The organism is Nitrospira sp. (assembly GCA_035968315.1).
Lineage (GTDB): Bacteria > Nitrospirota > Nitrospiria > Nitrospirales > Nitrospiraceae > Nitrospira_D.
Map to the genome: position 1 here is coordinate 817,250 of JAVYIN010000005.1, position 16,633 is coordinate 833,882.

General features: G+C 61.1%; 15 protein-coding genes. 12 read left to right on the forward strand and 3 right to left on the reverse strand.

What is annotated here, in order from left to right; translation table 11 throughout:
- The first annotated feature begins 48 nt into the window (after window positions 1-48).
- The 8 genes from RI101_07550 (at window position 49) to RI101_07585 (ending at window position 8,486) form a co-directional block, all read left to right on the forward strand.
- Window positions 49-1,032, forward strand: a complete 984-nt coding sequence (locus RI101_07550) for an aliphatic sulfonate ABC transporter substrate-binding protein (protein ID MEC4889901.1) — start codon at window positions 49-51, stop codon at window positions 1,030-1,032.
- Between the two features lies 1 nt (window position 1,033).
- Entirely contained in the window at window positions 1,034-1,840 is an 807-nt protein-coding gene (locus RI101_07555; protein MEC4889902.1) for an ABC transporter ATP-binding protein, read from the forward strand.
- A complete protein-coding gene (locus tag RI101_07560) occupies window positions 1,837-2,607 on the forward strand; it encodes an ABC transporter permease (GenBank protein ID MEC4889903.1) in 771 nt (256 codons plus the stop codon). The genes RI101_07555 and RI101_07560 overlap by 4 nt, the downstream gene beginning before the upstream one ends.
- 228 nt (window positions 2,608-2,835) lie before the next feature.
- The gene (locus RI101_07565) at window positions 2,836-3,372 is read left to right on the forward strand and encodes a hypothetical protein (protein ID MEC4889904.1); all 537 of its coding nucleotides are present in this window, start codon (window positions 2,836-2,838) and stop codon (window positions 3,370-3,372) included.
- Window positions 3,373-3,528: 156 nt separating this feature from the next.
- Complete coding sequence (gene chrA, locus RI101_07570; protein MEC4889905.1) at window positions 3,529-4,866, forward strand: chromate efflux transporter; 1,338 nt, start codon at window positions 3,529-3,531, stop codon at window positions 4,864-4,866.
- Window positions 4,867-4,915: 49 nt separating this feature from the next.
- A complete protein-coding gene (locus RI101_07575; GenBank protein ID MEC4889906.1) occupies window positions 4,916-6,475 on the forward strand; it encodes an ATP-binding protein in 1,560 nt (519 codons plus the stop codon).
- Entirely contained in the window at window positions 6,475-7,863 is a 1,389-nt protein-coding gene (locus RI101_07580; GenBank protein MEC4889907.1) for a sigma-54 dependent transcriptional regulator, read from the forward strand. Before RI101_07575 ends, RI101_07580 begins: the two co-directional genes overlap by 1 nt.
- A gap of 14 nt (window positions 7,864-7,877) precedes the next feature.
- A complete protein-coding gene (locus RI101_07585; GenBank protein ID MEC4889908.1) occupies window positions 7,878-8,486 on the forward strand; it encodes a pyridoxamine 5'-phosphate oxidase family protein in 609 nt (202 codons plus the stop codon).
- 119 nt (window positions 8,487-8,605) lie between these two features.
- Here the strand turns inward: RI101_07585 and RI101_07590 are convergent, their stop codons facing one another.
- Complete coding sequence (locus tag RI101_07590) at window positions 8,606-11,011, reverse strand: Tex family protein (GenBank protein MEC4889909.1); 2,406 nt, start codon at window positions 11,009-11,011, stop codon at window positions 8,606-8,608.
- A gap of 184 nt (window positions 11,012-11,195) precedes the next feature.
- On the opposite strand from RI101_07590, the gene RI101_07595 reads away from it, so the two are divergent.
- A complete protein-coding gene (locus RI101_07595) occupies window positions 11,196-12,062 on the forward strand; it encodes a DnaJ domain-containing protein (protein ID MEC4889910.1) in 867 nt (288 codons plus the stop codon).
- A gap of 107 nt (window positions 12,063-12,169) precedes the next feature.
- Here the strand turns inward: RI101_07595 and RI101_07600 are convergent, their stop codons facing one another.
- Window positions 12,170-12,634, reverse strand: a complete 465-nt coding sequence (locus tag RI101_07600; GenBank protein MEC4889911.1) for a tRNA (cytidine(34)-2'-O)-methyltransferase — start codon at window positions 12,632-12,634, stop codon at window positions 12,170-12,172.
- Between the two features lie 159 nt (window positions 12,635-12,793).
- Here RI101_07600 and RI101_07605 point away from each other — a divergent pair, with 159 nt between their 5' ends.
- The 3 genes from RI101_07605 to RI101_07615 all read left to right on the forward strand — a co-directional run bounded on the left by RI101_07605 (window position 12,794) and on the right by RI101_07615 (window position 15,660).
- Entirely contained in the window at window positions 12,794-13,099 is a 306-nt protein-coding gene (locus RI101_07605; GenBank protein MEC4889912.1) for a hypothetical protein, read from the forward strand.
- 48 nt (window positions 13,100-13,147) lie between these two features.
- Window positions 13,148-13,750: a hypothetical protein gene (locus tag RI101_07610; protein ID MEC4889913.1), complete on the forward strand. Its 603-nt coding sequence runs from the start codon at window positions 13,148-13,150 to the stop codon at window positions 13,748-13,750.
- Window positions 13,751-13,914: 164 nt separating this feature from the next.
- Window positions 13,915-15,660, forward strand: a complete 1,746-nt coding sequence (locus RI101_07615; GenBank protein ID MEC4889914.1) for a tetratricopeptide repeat protein — start codon at window positions 13,915-13,917, stop codon at window positions 15,658-15,660.
- On the opposite strand, the gene RI101_07620 is transcribed toward RI101_07615, so the two are convergent.
- Window positions 15,655-16,623 (reverse strand): hypothetical protein, encoded by a 969-nt coding sequence (locus RI101_07620; GenBank protein ID MEC4889915.1) that lies wholly within the window; start codon window positions 16,621-16,623, stop codon window positions 15,655-15,657. The genes RI101_07615 and RI101_07620 overlap by 6 nt on opposite strands.
- Window positions 16,624-16,633 lie beyond the last annotated feature (10 nt).

Sequence of the window (16,633 nt, forward strand, 5' to 3'; positions counted from 1 at the left end):
AGAGCCCCTGCTCCCAATGGGCATCACCTTGGATCAAGAGGAACCATCATGAAACGATTGTCAGCGATAGCTCTCGGCTTACTCTTACTCACTGCGTCGGCCGGAATCTCTACACCTCAACAGGCGCTGGCAGCCGAAACCATTCGCGTCGGACATTTTCCGAATATCACCCACGTCCAGGGTCTGGTCGCCCAACACCTTTCTCGCACGGGACGCGGATGGTTTGAAGAGCGGCTCGGCCAAGACGTGAAGATCGAGTGGTTTATCTACAACGCCGGACCGAGCGCCATGGAAGCGATTCTGTCCGGCTCCATCGACCTCACTTACGTGGGGCCAAGCCCAGCCTTGAATGCCTATGCGAAATCGAACGGCGAGGAAATCCGCATCATCGCCGGCGCCGCGACCGGAGGCGCCGCCTTGGTTGTCCAACCCGATTCCACATTTACGCAACCCGCCGATTTTCGAGGAAAGACCATCGCGACTCCCCAGCTCGGGAATACGCAAGACGTGGCCTGCCGGGCCTGGCTGGCCAATGGCGGGTTGAAGATTACGCAGACTGGCGGCGATGCCTTCATCGTCCCCACACCAAACCCCGACCAATTCGCCTTATTCCAAAGCAAGAAGCTCGATGCCGTCTGGACCGTTGAACCCTGGGTCTCCCGTCTGGAACGTGACGCCGGAGGCAAGATCCTTCTCGAACAATCGAAGGACAGCATCACAGTCCTGGTATCGAGTGTGAAGTTTCTCAAGACCAAACGCGAACTCGCCAAGAAATTTGCACAGGCCCACCGTGAACTCACCGAGTGGATCCTCGCGCATCCGGCAGAGGCGAAGCAGATGGCGCAACAAGAACTGGCGGCTGAAACCCACGCCGCCGTCTCAACCGAATTGATCGCCCAGGCCTGGACACGGATCGGCCTGACCACTGAAGCCTCGCCCGGCGAGTATCAGCAATTCGTCGCCAACGCGCAGCGCGCCGGATTTATTCGCACAGCCCCAGACTTGTCCCGCTTGATCGAAAGGTTGAATTGACATGCCGACACCGGAAAGCCCATCGACCACCACCGCCTCCAGCAAACTTGTGTTTGAACATATCTCGAAGTCCTTTCAGACCAGCTCGCTGCATGTTCAGGCGCTCAACGACGTGACGCTCCGTATCGCCGACGGAGAGTTCGTCTGTCTCGTCGGCCCCAGCGGCTGCGGCAAATCGACCTTGCTCAACATCATGGCCGGCCTCGACCGGCCTGATCGCGGGCTCGTTCAAGCCGACGGCCACACCATCACCGGCCCAGGCCCCCACCGTCTTATGATGTTTCAGGAAGCCGCCTTGTTCCCGTGGCTGACCGTGTTGGGCAACGTCCTCTTTGGGCTGAAACTCAGCAACGGATTGACGGCCGCGGAACGTCAGGAGAAGGCCGAATATTTCCTGGAACTCGTCGGCCTGAAGCGGTTCATGCATGCCAATGTCCATGAACTTTCCGGCGGCATGAAACAACGCGTAGCCCTGGCTAGAGCGCTGGCACCGAACCCCAGCGTGCTCTTGATGGACGAACCATTCGGCGCCCTGGATGCTCTCACACGCGAGCAACTTTATGGCGACATTCAACGCATCTGGAGCCAGCATCGCAAGACCATCGTCTTCGTCACGCATAACGTGCGAGAAGCGGTCTGCCTGGGAGACCGCGTGATCTTGTTTTCACCAAACCCCGGACGGATTCGCGAAGAATTTGCGATTCCTCTTCCACGCCCGCGTGACATCAACAGTGTGGACCTCGCGCGCTACGCCACGGAGATTACCCGCGTGCTGAAAGGCTACGTCAAAACGGAGGTGGCAGGATGATCGTACGATGGCTGTCCGCATCGCTATTTTTCCTGGCCCTCCTGGCTGTATGGCACCTCGCCGTGAAAGCCAAGATCTGGTCGCCGCTCCTATTGCCGTCTCCCATGAGCGTCTTCGACTATCTGCGGTCCGCCGTGGAAGACGGCACACTCTGGGAGGCCACCGTCGTCACCGTGCGACGGCTCCTTATCGGATACGGACTCGGCGTCCTTGCCGGGCTTCCTTTGGGCCTCCTCACCGCCTCGTCCCGCTGGTCTCAAGACACCATTGGAATCCTCGCACTGGGACTCCAGACGCTTCCGAGCGTCTGCTGGGTGCCGCTCGCACTCCTCTGGTTCGGGCAAACCGAATCCGCCATGCTCTTCGTCGTGGTGATGGGAACCCTCTGGTCATTGATTCTCGCCACGAACAACGGCGTGCGGACGATCCCGCCGATCTATACCCGTGCCGCCCGCAGCATGGGGTCAACCGGCCTGCACACCTGGACACATGTGATCCTGCCGGCATCGCTGCCATTCCTTTTGAGTGGCATGAAGCAAGGCTGGGCCTTCGCCTGGCGCTCGCTGATGGCGGCGGAAATATTCGTCACGATCCTGACCGGCTTTGGCCTGGGGCATTTATTGCACTATGGACGGGAACTTAACGCAATGGATCAAGTGATCGGAGTGATGCTGGTCATCGTAGTGATCGGGCTGGCCGTAGACAAATCACTGTTTACTCCTATAGAACAATTTCTCCATCGCCGCTGGGGAACCGCGCGCCAGTAGATTTTCCAATGGAAAGGAATTGCCATGGCAACTCAGCAAAAGACGGCCGCACCATTCCTAGTTTCAACAGCCTTATCCATGGCGCTGATATTCGTGTCCGCTGTATTTGCAGGACAATTCGGCACACCCAAAGAACACGAAGGAACCAGGATTTTTCAAGCCACTGAACATCCATACTATACGGGCCAATTCCACCTTTCCGGCCAAAGAACCACTCTGATCGGAAGCATGAATGACCGCGCACCCTGGGACCACCTCGATTATGCCGGCAAACACCTGACCCCGGTGCAGGGCGCCATCGAGATCGCCGTGAATGAACTCACGGATAGCGGCCAGATCACCGCCGAATTTTCCGAGGGCGCGGACCACTATCGGATCGTCTTTGACCGGTTCAGTGCGAAAGCTCCGTTTCAGAATGGCGGAATTGCCACACGATTGTATGAACATGGGGACTCAGGCAACGGCGATCCCCTGTACCCGAAAACGTGGCTCTATCTTGGCGGATGGGGCACCGCGACCATGCATAAAAACGATCAGATCCTCTACAAAGACTACGATGCGCATTTCATGGTAATGGAACGGTCTCGCGATCCCATAACCCATGAGGTTCGCTATCCGGTCAAGCGGACTCTGCCTGGGGGCGAAACCGATCCAGCCGGTATGGAAATCGATCTCTGGCTTAGGTCGAAGGAACAAAACAGCAATAACTTTCCTCCCTTTGAAACCTTCGTTCATCTCTGCTGGGAGGAAGTGACGTGGAAGTAACGTCGACACATTCGGCGGCTCCGATTGTGATGCAAGGCTCCGTCTCCACTCCCCATCACAATCCGTTCAACGCTGAAACTGTTACACAAGGGACCAGGCCTGATGCCTCACCGACTTCGGTGATCCCTGGCTGATGCGCTTGAAATGAACCAGGACATGCCGACCAGATTGCCACCCGCGGTCTCCTTCTCCGAAGCGTTGCGCTTCTGGATCAAGCTCGGTTTCATCAGTTTCGGCGGGCCGGCCGGGCAGATCTCGGTGATGCACCAGGAACTGGTCGAACGCAAACGGTGGATCTCGGAGCGGCGATTTCTCCATGCCCTTAACTACTGCATGCTCCTGCCAGGACCGGAAGCCCAGCAGCTCGCGACCTACATCGGCTGGCTCCTGCACCGCACATGGGGCGGCATCGTGGCGGGCGGCTTGTTCGTGCTGCCATCCCTCTTCATTTTGATCGGCCTCTCGTGGATCTACATGGCCTATGGCGATCTTCCGGCCGTCGCCGGCCTCTTCTATGGCATCAAACCAGCCGTCACGGCCATCGTCGTCTTCGCCGCCTTTCGAATCGGATCGAGGGCGCTGAAGAACGCCTGGCTCTGGGCGATTGCGGGCACCTCGTTCGTCAGCATCTTCGCCATGCACGTTCCGTTTCCCGCCATTGTGCTGGCCGCAGGTGTGCTCGGCTATCTGGGCAGCCGCCTGCGCCCGGAATATTTCACACTGGGAGGCGGGCACGGCGCCACGGACACACCCCACGAGCCATCGGTGATCGATGACCACACCCCGATCCCGGATCATGCGCGATTTTCATGGCCCTCCTTTTGGACACATCTTGGAATCGGGATCGGCTTATGGGCCGCGGCGCTCGGCGGACTTGTCGGGATCTACGGGTGGAATCATCCATTGGCACAAATGGGCTGGTTCTTTACCAAAGCCGCCCTGCTCACATTCGGCGGGGCCTACGCGGTGCTCCCCTATGTCTACCAAGGCGCCGTCGAACACTATCACTGGCTCACCCCGCTCCAAATGATCGACGGGCTCGCCCTGGGCGAAACCACGCCCGGCCCGCTCATCATGGTGGTGACCTTCGTCGGGTTCGTCGGCGGCTGGACCACCACCCTGTTCGGTCCCGACGCGCTGCTCTGGGCCGGCATCGTCGCCGCAACCGTCGTCACGTTCTTTACCTTTCTCCCCTCCTTTCTCTTCATCTTGATCGGCGGCCCCATCGTGGAATCCACCCATGGCGACCTGAAATTCACCGCGCCGCTCACCGGCATTACGGCCGCCGTCGTTGGCGTCATTCTCAACCTGGCGCTATTCTTTGCCTATCACGTCTTATGGCCGCAGGGATTTGCCGGCCGCTTCGAGTGGATACCCGCACTCATCGGGATCGCCGCGTTTGTAGCCCTCTATCGATTCAAAATCCCGATCATTCCTGTCGTCGGAGCCTGCGCGGCAGCGGGCTTTCTGCTCAAATTTCTCGGCATGGCCTGAGCACCGCCGTCCGGCTGACACTCTCCCGTGTGCTGTGCTAGGGTACATCATGCCTCAGACACCCGTCGGCTGGATTGCCCGCCTCGCCATCGGCCAAAAACTCGCCGTTGCCTTTGGGCTGATCTTGCTACTGCTCGTCGTCAGCTTCTCCGCCACACTCGTCTATCTCTCCCGGGTCAATAGTTACGTCGATCGCCACCAGCGCATTACCATCCCCGGCGTGGTCACCGCCTCGGAAATGCTGCGGAATATCAGCGATATCGAAACCGCCATGCATCACGCCCGGGAACATCTCTCCGATGCGAATCGGACCGCCGGCTTTGCCGCCATCGCTGACATCGAGCGGCGCACCCTGGCCGCGCTCGACACGTATCAGGCGGCGCATGCCGCCCGCACCCACCCGGTGCTCTATGGCATGCTGGAGCACCATGGCCGAACCGACTTGGCCCTCCAGGAAGACCAGGCCGTCGTCGCCATCGCCGATGGCCTCACCAGCTTGCGCGCGCAGCGGGAAGACCTGGCCAGCGCCCTCGGCACGCATCCCGCCGATCGCGCCGGATCGGAAGCCGCCTACGAACAAGCCGCGACCCGCACCAAAGAAGCCATCGCCGCCTTGATCGAAGTCCATCGCAAGATCGATGTCGAAATGAAAATCGAAGGCGACCGCCTCGTCGATCAAGCCCGCATGATGGTCATGGGCATTCTCGGCGTCCTCACGCTGCTGATCGTCGCCGTCTATGGGACCATGAAACGGCATGTGGCCAACCCGCTCACACGCCTGGCGGCCACCGCCGACCGTGTGGCACATCACGACCTCGCGGCCCAATTCGAACCCTGGCCCAGCCGTGACGAAGTCGGCGCCCTCGCCGGCTCACTCGCCACCATGCTGGCGAGCCTGCGGGACCACAGCACCGCGCTCATGCGCAAGACCAAAGAGCTGGAAGCCTTCACCTATTCCATCGCGCACGACCTGAAAGGCCCCTTGCGCGAAATCGAAGGCTTTTCATCGATCCTCGAAAAGCAATTCGCCGAGTCGAACGACGCACCGCTGCGGCACCACATCGGCGTCATCCGGCAATCAGCCTTGCGCCTCACGCACATGATCGACGCCCTCTTGAAGTATTCCCGATTGGAGCAGCAAGACTTGCCCCGCATTCGCTTCAACGTCATGGAGCTAATCACCGGCATGGTCACGGACCGGCTGCACCCGCGCTCCGGCGCCACACCGGCCATCACCGTAAACCTGCCCTTCTCCGACCTGTACGGCGAACCGGTCAGCGTGCGCCAAGCCATCACCAATCTGCTCGATAACGCCATCAAATTTTCCGCCCGCACGGTCGCACCGGCCCTGACGATCGGCGGAGAGCAGACGCCGAAGGAGAGGATCCTCTGGATTCGCGATAACGGCATCGGCTTCGACACACACCAAGCCGGCAAACTGTTCGGCCTCTTTGAACGGCTCCATAGCCCAGGCGAGTATGAGGGCACCGGCGTCGGACTCGCCATTGTAAAGCTGGTGATGGACAAGCACGGCGGCCGGGTGTGGGCTGAATCCACGCCCGGCCAGGGCAGCACATTCTATTTGGCATTTCCCAATCAGGTGCACTGATGCGTACACTCATCATCGACGACGAAGCCTATGTCCGGCTGGTCCTGGAACAGGCCCTGCGCGAAGAGGGCTGCCAGGTCACCGCCGTCACGCATGGCCAGGCCGGTCTCGACGCCTTGCAAACGTCGCCCTTCGATTGCGTGATTACGGACCTGCGGATGCCCGGTCTAGACGGCCGCGCCGTGCTGAAATGGATTACTGAGCACCAGCCGGACGTCGATGTGCTCATGCTCACCGGACACGGCGACGTGAAAGACGCGGTCGAGGCCATGAAGCAAGGCGCCTGGGACTTCCTCATCAAGGACACGCCGTTCGATGCCGGCGTGGTGAAGGCGGCGCTGACCAAGCTCAAGACCGTCCGTGCGCTCCGCAAGGAAAACCTGGCGGCCCGCCATGGCGGATTTACGCGCGATGTGATTGTCGATGGGACCAGCCCGGCCTGGCAGAAACTCACAACCCAGATTGCCCAGGTGGCACCGGCCAATGCGCCCGTCCTCATACAAGGAGAAACGGGCTCCGGCAAAGAAGTGGCGGCGCGGTTGCTCCACGATCTGAGCCGGCGGGCCAACGGGCCGTTCCTCGCCATCAACTGCGGCGCCGTCAGCCGGGAACTGCTCGAAAGCGAACTCTTCGGGCACGAAAAGGGCTCGTTTACCGGCGCCACCGCCGCCAAGATCGGGCTCATCGCCGCCGCTGAAGGCGGCACGTTGTTTCTCGACGAACTGGGCGAGATGCCGGGACCGATGCAGGTGAGCCTCTTGCGGTTTCTCGACCGCAATGAATACCGCCCCGTCGGCAGCACCCGCACCCTGCACGCCGACGTACGGATCATCGGCGCCACCAATCAGGATATTCAGGAACTCGTCCATCAAGGCCGCTTCCGCGACGACCTCCTGTACCGCATCAACACCATTACCCTGCGTGTGCCGCCGCTGCGTGAGCGAACTGAGGATATCCCCGCCTTGGTCGAGCACATCCTCCAAACATGGCCGGTGCCCGGCTCACCCAAGCGCACGCTCTCGGCGGACGCCCTCCAGCAACTGGCCACCTACCACTGGCCGGGCAATGTGCGGGAACTGCGGAATGTGGTCGAGCGCATGGTCTTGATGCACACCGGCACGGGTCCGATCGGCCGGGACGACGTGGCGCAGAGCCTTCCCCCATCAGCGGGGCAAGAGCGCGACGGCAACCTCTCCGCCTGTTCGCTCGATGACATCGAACGGCGCCATATCCAACGCGTCCTCGATGCCAGCGGGGGCAACAAAACCCAGGCCGCCAAAACCCTCGACATCGACTACAAGACCCTGCTCGCGAAACTGAAGAAATATGGGATCGCCGCAGACCATCACGAACACCATCCCGGGGCACACAAAGCCCCCGCCCCATAGAAGGAACACCGGCTATGACACAACCGGCATCATCGGGAGAACAGCAGGCCCAGCAACGGTTCGGCACCACCACGCGCGCCGCCGCCTTCTACGCCAATCAGATGCTGGACCATCTCAACCGGCCCATGCAGCAGTTCATCGCGCGGCAAGAAATGGTCTTTATCGCCACCGCCGATGCGAAGGGCGCCTGCGACAGCTCATTCCGCGCCGGCACCAGGGGATTCGTCACCGTGCTGGACGAGAAGACGCTGGTCTATCCGGAATATCGAGGCAACGGCGTGCTGGCGAGCGTCGGCAATATCTTGGAAAACCCCCACATCGGGATGATCTTCCTGGATTACTATCTGACCACGATGGGGTTGCACGTCAACGGCAAAGCGCAGGTCTTGACGCCCGGTGAGCTGGAAGGGATCCAGCAGCTTCCCGCCAGTATTCTCGAAGCCATGCAGATCAAAGGCGGCCGGCATCCGGAAGCCTGGGTCCTGGTGAACGTCGAGGAAGCCTACGTCCATTGCTCCAAACATGTGCCGCTCATGAAGCGCCTGGACAAACATATCGCCTGGGGCAGCGACGACGAGTTTGTCAAAGGCGGCGACTTCTTCAACGTGCGCGCCGAGCGGTAGCTACGAGACGGCTCGGAATGGCGGTCCTGCAAAGCCGCATTTCCGTGGCCTCCTCTCGTTTCACGCCTCACGTTTCACGATTTCAGGGAACGCCGCTGGCGGACATTACCAACAGCCTGTCAGGTTTTTTGCTTGGCCTTGGCCAAGGCCAGCGCCATCGCGCTGACCGGCTGAGGCAAGCGTGTGGCCGCTTGGCCGGATGCCGAGGGACCGCGTCCCCGCTGATCGCGAGGGCCGGCCGTCACGGCCTCGCTCCCAGGCTGAGCGGGACGGCTGGCCGCATCGTCCAGCCGCATGGTCAAGGCAATCCGCTGGCGCTTCAAATCCACGTCGAGCACCTTCACCTTGACGATCTGGCCTGGCTTGACCACTTCATGCGGATCTTTCACGAATTTATTGGCCAGCGCCGAGACATGCACAAGCCCGTCCTGGTGCACGCCGATATCGACGAACGCGCCGAACGCGGCGACATTCGTCACCACGCCTTCCAGCACCATGCCCGGCTGCAAATCGGCCACCGCCTCGACGCCGTCACGGAAGGCCGCCGTTTTGAATTCCGGACGAGGGTCACGGCCCGGCTTTTCCAACTCGGTGAGAATATCGCGCACCGTCGGCACCCCGAACTTCTCATCGGTGAAGTCCGTCGGCGACAATCCCTTCAAGACGGCCGGCTGGCGCATCACGTCACGAATCCCAGTCCCCAGGCGCGTGAGAATGCGCTCGACCACCGGATAGGCCTCCGGGTGGACGGCGGACCGGTCCAAGGGATTGTCTCCATCGGGGATACGGAGAAAGCCCGCCGCCTGCTCGAACGTCTTCTCGCCCAAGCGCGGCACCTTGCGAATCGTCAGGCGGTTCAAGAACGGGCCATGGGCATCCCGATAGTCCACAATATTTTTCGCCAGCGCCTTGTTCAGCCCCGACACCCGCTCCAGCAACGGAATCGACGCCGTATTGACGTTCACACCGACGGCGTTCACGCAGTCTTCGACCGTGGCATCGAGCGACCGCGCCAAGGCCCGCTGATTGACGTCATGCTGATATTGGCCCACGCCGATGGCCTTCGGCTCGATCTTGACCAGCTCGGCCAGGGGATCTTGCACACGCCGTGCAATGGACACGGCCCCGCGCAAACTAACATCCAGCTCGGGAAACTCCGCGGCCGCAAAGGCCGACGCGGAGTACACCGACGCCCCCGCCTCGCTCACCACGATTTTGGCAATCTTCTGCTCCGGCTTGTGTGTGGCCACCAGCTTGATCACCTCGATTGCCAGCTTGTCGGTTTCCCGGCTCGCCGTCCCATTGCCGATCGAGATCAATTCCACGCCATGCCGGACCACGAGACGCACCAGCGTTTCCAGCGATCCCTGCCAGTCGTTGCGCGGCTGATGCGGGTAAATCGTCTCCGTCGCCAGCAGCTTGCCCGTCGCATCGACCACGGCCACTTTGCACCCGGTGCGAATGCCGGGATCGAGCCCAAGCACAGTCTTGGAGCCGGCGGGCGCCGCCAGCAGCAGCTCGTGGAGATTGCGCCCGAAAATCTTGATCGCCTCGGCCTCCGCCGCCTCGCGCAACTGCACCAGCAATTCCACACTGAGCTGCACATGGATTTTCATCCGCCAGGTCCAATCGCAGACGCCGGCCAGCCACTTGTCGGCGGGGCGCCCGCGATCCGCGATCCCGGCATGAGCCGCGATCATCGCCACACAGGGATGGGGCACGACCGCTTCGCTCGCTTCCCCCAAACCCAATTCCAGCTTCAACACACCGAGGGTGCGCCCCCGGAAGAGCGCGAGGGCCCGATGCGACGGAATGGTCTTGATGGACTCCGAATAGGCATAGTAATCGCGGAACTTTTCCTCTTCGGCCAGCTCCTTGTCTTTCATCACCGTCGAGGTCAAGACACCCTGCTCCCAGAGACGCGTCCGCAGAGCCGCCAGCAGATCGGCTGTTTCGGCAAAGCGCTCCATCAAAATATCGCGTGCTCCTTCAAGCGCCGTCTTGGCATCGGGCACATTGATCGCCTCGGCGCCTTCGGCCGCCGGCTTCACATTGAGATACTTGGCCGCTTCCACCTCAGGCACGAGCATCGGATCAGCCAGCAGCACATCGGCCAAGGGCTCCAACCCGGCCTCCCGCGCGATCTGCGCCCGCGTGCGGCGCTTGGGCTTGAAAGGCAGATAGAGATCTTCCACGGCCTGCTTGGTCGTGGCGGCATCCAGGCTCGCTCGCAAGGCGTCGGTCAACTTTCCCTGCTCGTCAATCGAGGCCAGAATCGCCGCGCGCCGCGCCTCCAACTCACGGAGATAGAGCAGCCGCTCTTCCAGTGTCCGCAGCTGCGTATCGTCCAAATTCCCCGTCACCTCTTTCCGGTACCGCGCGATAAAGGGAACGGTCGAACCTTCGTCGAGCAGCGCCACCGCCGCCGCCACCTGATGGGCGCCGACACCGAGTTCCTTGGCGATGAGGGAACCGATCTTGAGCTGCGCTGCGGCTGAAATCTGAGCCTGTGTTGAAGTCGTCATAGAGTCCTCGTGTGATGCATCGGACAATGCGGCGGTGGAATCTATCAGAAGCCCCCTGTGACTTCCAGCACGAAGGCGGGACAGGCCCATCCCCTCAGACTCCATCGGCCCTTTCAGGCTGGCACTCCGCCGGCGAGTCCGTTACACTCCGCTTCTGAGCCATTCCACCTGGGAGCCTCGCACAGTGACCTACTATCAGGTGCTTGAATTAAGCCCGTTGGCCACCGCCACCGATATTAAAAAGGCCTGGATTGAACAACTCCAAGTCTGGCATCCGGACCGGTTCACCCACGCCCCCGCGCTGCACAGCAAAGCGGAAGCTCGTACGCAGCTCATCAACCAGGCCTATCAGACTCTGAGCGATCCGGTCTTGCGTCAGCGCTATGACGCCCAGACGCAACCGGCCTCGACGCGCACAACGCCCGCCGCCGCGCCCCAACCGTCACGCCCGGCTTCGCCCGTGCGGCCTCAGCCGGCGGCCCCGCGTCACGCCAGGCAGGAGCCGCGCGGCCCGCAATTGCCCGTCACGCTCTTTCGAGATGAACAGCCCAAGACTCCGGTGCCGGCCATTCATATCCTCGTCGATAGCCGCCAGCACCAGCCCTATGAGTTTCGCGGTCTGATTCGTATCGCCGGCACCATGCAGCAACCGCTGGCCGCCGGAGACTATGCGATTGCCGAAGCGCCGGAACTCTTCTGCGTCGTCCGGAAACGCGTCGAAGAGTTCAATACGATTTTTTCCAATCCCGCCGATAACCGGCTGCCCTTTCTGCGCGAACTCGAACCGCTGCTCGCCATCCCCCACCGATTTCTCGTCATCGAAGGCGCCATTCAGGCGCGGATCGCCAGCGGCCGGCTCGGCCAGTATCACAAGAACGGCTTGATGGATTTTCTGGATGCCATCACGGCGCGGTATGGGATGCAGATCATCTATACCGACAGCCGCGAAGAAGCGGAGGAGCGGATCGCCAATCTCGCCGCCCTCCACTATGCGTACTACTTCGCTCAGCGGCAGGGACTTGGCCGGTATCTCAAAAAGAACGACCTCTAGCAGAAACTCAAAGAGCTGATGGCGGATAGCCACAAACAAAGACCTGCTCGGTCATCTCTATTTCCTGCTATCAGCCATACGCCATACGCTCTTGGATCTTCACTGCGTCACCGGCAAGGCCCAAATCCGACCTGACGCAAGGCTTCATACAGCACCACCGCTACGGCATTGGAGAGATTCACGCTCCGGCTCTCCGGCTTCATCGGGATGCGAATCCGCTGCCCCTCGGCGACCGATCCTAAGAGTTCTGGCGGCAAGCCACGGCTTTCCGGCCCAAAGACAAACACATCGCCCTCGGCATAGGACACCAGATCATACCGCTGAGTGCTCTTGGTAGAGGCCGCAAACAGACGGCGATTCTTGAAATGCGCCGCACAGTCGGCCCAGGTTTCGTAGACCGCGAGGGTCGCGAATTCGTGATAGTCCAATCCAGCCCGCCGCATTTGCCGGTCGTCCAGATCAAACCCCAGCGGCTTGACCAGATGCAGCCCTGCCCCGGTATTCGCGCAGAGGCGGATGATGTTGCCGGTATTCGGGGGAATTTCAGGCTGGTAGAGAATGATGTCGAACATGGGGCGCGCAGTCTATCATGGCCGCACCGGATCTCGCGATCCCGGCCTCAATGCCTCTTGTCTTTTTTCGGCCTCTCCCCTATAGATTGGCAGGGCGAGCGGCTCAATGAGGATCTCTATCCACGACTTCGCACACCAGGCTCCGGAGGAGTGTCTGCCATGAAAATGCTGATGATTGTGTTTCGGGAATCGATCGTTCAACACATCCATGCGCTGCTGAAGGAACACCAGGTCACGTCCTTTAGCGAAATCCACAACGTCGAAGGCCAGGGAGAGACCGGGCCATCCGTGAAATCCTTTTTCTCCCCGGGAGCCAACTGTATGATCCTTACGGCAGTGCAGGAGCCCGCGGCCGCTCGTCTCATCGACGCGTTCACGCGCTTCAGAGAAACGCATGGGCTGCATGAGCATGGCAACACCTTCCCGCTGCACGTCTTTGCCCTCCCCTGCGAAAAAGTGGTGTAATGAAGCCCCTACGAATCATCGTTGCACTTATTCACCAAGGAGGCCGTTATGATTCGACACGTGACGCTGACCATCCTCATTGCCAGTTCCCTTGCGCTGCCGGCTCTTGCCACAGCGGGAGATACACACCATAAGAAAGGGGCCACGGTCAAAGACGTGAAGGCCATGTCCGAGAAAGACCAGACGGCACTGGCCTTGAGCGCAGCCCCGGCGCATATTGCGAAAGACGCCGGCGTCATGGTCTTCGGTGCCGACGGCACATTGACCGAAACGCGGAAAAGCGCCAACGGCTTTACCTGCATCCCGACCGTGATGAATCTGCCAGATCCCGATCCCATGTGCATGGACGCCGCCTCCCAGCAATGGTTCACCGACATCATGAACAACGCCCCCAAGCCGACGAACACCGTGCCCGGCATCGCCTACATGGTGCGCGGCGGCTCCCATTTTGAAAAAGACGGGAAAGTGGTCATGTCCGGGGAGGGCGCAAAGATTGTCAAAGAACCCGCGCACTGGATGGTCATGTGGCCGTTTGACGCCGCCGCCACGAAACTCCCGACCACCCCGAACCCCTCCGGCACCTACATCATGTTCGACGGCACCCCCTACGCCCATCTCATGGTGTACCAAGACCCCAGGAAAATGAAGTAAGCGGCCTGAGCCGTGCGGAGTGTGTCTGCCTTCGCACGGCCCTTCATCTCCCGCCCTCCCCTCCCACGGCCCCTCTTGCGCAGGTGCTACCACATTCCCCCGATCTCTTGGTACAGTACACATCAGCAACCACCGGACGGCTACTGGCGTACCGCCTTCTTCCTATGCAGCGATTACAGATAACAGACCGGCTGCGACCTGGCACCATCGCCGGACTTTTGACGCTCCCGCTGACGCTCTTCCTCTTCATACGTCCGCTCGCCTTCGCGGAAGCCCCTCAATCTCCCCCGGCGGAGCAGATCGCGCAACAGGCCAAAGCCCTCTGGGAAAGCGGCGCGGTATCAACTGCCCTCGACCTGCTCGATCAGGGCCTTCGCAGCCACGCACACGCCCTGCCGCTCCACAAATTGCGGGGTGACATCCTCGCCACCTCACGGGGCCCCCAAGAAGCGGTCCAGGCCTACGACGCCGTCCTCACCAAGCACCCTGCCGCCCTCGATGTCCGATGGGCGAAATGGAGCGTTCTGGTTCGATGGGGGCAGGCAGAGGAATCGCTTGCCGAATTGCAACGCATTGCTGAATTCGATGCCCAGAACCCGCTCGTGCATCTGCGGCTGGCGCAGGAACTCCGAAAACTCGACCGGCTGGAGGACTCGCTGGAATCATATAAGAAGGCCGTGGCGCTCAGGCCGGATCTGCCCGGCTGGCGGCTCGCACTGGCGCGGGGGCGATTCGATCTGCTGGATTACGACGGCGCGAATGGCGACGTGCAGGATATTCTGACACACGCGCCTCCCGGCTCTCCGCTGGAAATTCCCGCCAAAACGCTGCTGTCCCTCATCGAGGGCACCTCCACGGAGCGAGGCCGGCGCTACGAACGCGTCCTGACCCCGGACGCCACAGAAGCACAATTGAAAGAATGGGCCTTCCTGCGAGCGGAAGCCTGGAGACTCTTCGAAGCCGGGCGCTATCAGGAGGCCGCGCCGATCTACCGTAAAATGCTGGCGCTCAATCCGATGGATCCCACGGCGACCTACCAATTGGGCCTGACACTCATGCAAGTGGGCCAATGCCAAGAAGCGCTGACGATTTTCCGCAAACTCTCCGATCTCGATACGACCGATGAAGACTATACGGATTCCGTGTTTCGCATGGGCCAATGTCTCGTCGAGTTAGAACGCTGGGAAGACGCCTTCGTCCATTTTCACATCCTCTACGAGACGGCCATCGAGTTTGAAGAGGCAAACAAGCAGGTAGCGCTGCCTCCGGGAACCCGTGTGCTGGATAAAGGCAAACTGGCGAAATGGCTCGACAAGGTGCGCCCTCACGTCCCTGAATTGGCGCAGCTCGCACAGAAGGCCCCGCTTCCTGCGACTCCGGCCGGCGATTCAGCTCCTGCCGGAAACGCAGCGGCCGAAGACCTGTTCGCGAACGCACTCGACCGGTTCAAACCGCAGAAGACGCTGGAGACAGGAGCCGCTCTGATGGGACGAGACGCCGATTTCAGCTGGTTTCGGTTTGTCATTCCGGCGGCCAAAGTCATGCGGGATGATTTCCCCACCGGCGCGCATGACTTCATTCCGTTGAACCCCGGGGACAGCTTTCCCGCCACCCAGCAGGAGATCTACCTGGTATTTGGGCTGGTGGGCGCCTCGTATGATGCCGTGCCCCTGACCGCCCAGTGTTTCCTCGAAACAGCCGAATCGACCGATCGGCAACACCCGATCGTGCAGGACCACGCCATGACGACCATGAACGATCAGTCCGGCTATTTCCTGCTCTCCCGGCCCCGCACGGGATGGCTGCCGGGACTCTATCGCTGCGGCCTCTTTGCGGGGGATACCACCTCCGCCTATACCCATGTGGATGAAGTCCGCTTCCGGATTATCGAGACAAGCCCGGCGTCATAACGAAGCGGCCCGCACCAGCCGATGCCGGATCAAGTAGCGCCCGGTACAGGTCTCCCCGGGAACCAGGCGTTTCAATCCCCACTCCGGATGATTGAAGGCATCCGTCGCGCAGGTCATCGGCTCGATGGCGAAGGCGCGGCGCGGAACCTCAGCGATCGCGTCGCCCGTGTAGACCACTACTGCGGAAAATGACTGGTCCATGACCACCTCGACGACACGTCCGCTCGCCGAATGATGCAGGGAGGCCGTGGCCATTCCCTCCGCATCCCGTTCAAGCCGCACATAGCAGTGGTTGAAGCGGCGCGGGCCGATCGGTCGAGCCTTGCGATAATCCCACTCCGTCCCGGCTGCGTCGATGACTCGCCCAGTCGGTGCAAGCCGTTCGTTGAATTCCAAAAACGCCGCGCCGGGAATCTTCACCTCGGCCTCATCGACCAGCTCTGTGCCGACCGTGAAGTAGGGATGAAAGCCCACCCCGACCGGCGCCGCCTGGCTCCCGGCATTCCGCACGGCGAATGAACAGGACAGGCCTTGGCGGTCCAAGGCGTACCTGACGCGACAATCGAGCGTAAACGGATAGCCCCGAGGGCCGTAGGTCGTGGCATCGAGACGGATCTCGAACGCGGCGCTCCGGGCATCGGCCTGCGCGAGGCGCCAAGGCAGCGCCCGCACAAACCCGTGGATCGCATTGGGCCCTTCCTTGTCATTCCGGTCGAGCTGTAAAACCTGTCCGTCAAACGAGTAGCGCCCCTCCGCAATACGTCCTGGAAAGGGAATGAGCACGTCCCCCTGGCCGCCCTTTTTATTGCCGCCACCCGAATAGCCCCAGACGATATCGGTTTCACCACCGCCCGGTTCCACGACACCATATTGCCGTAAAGACGCCCCCCAGGGCGACACGACCGCTCGCTGATGGTCGAATGACAGGATGATCTCAGTATCCGGCGTGCATTCGACCGTCATTACATCCCTC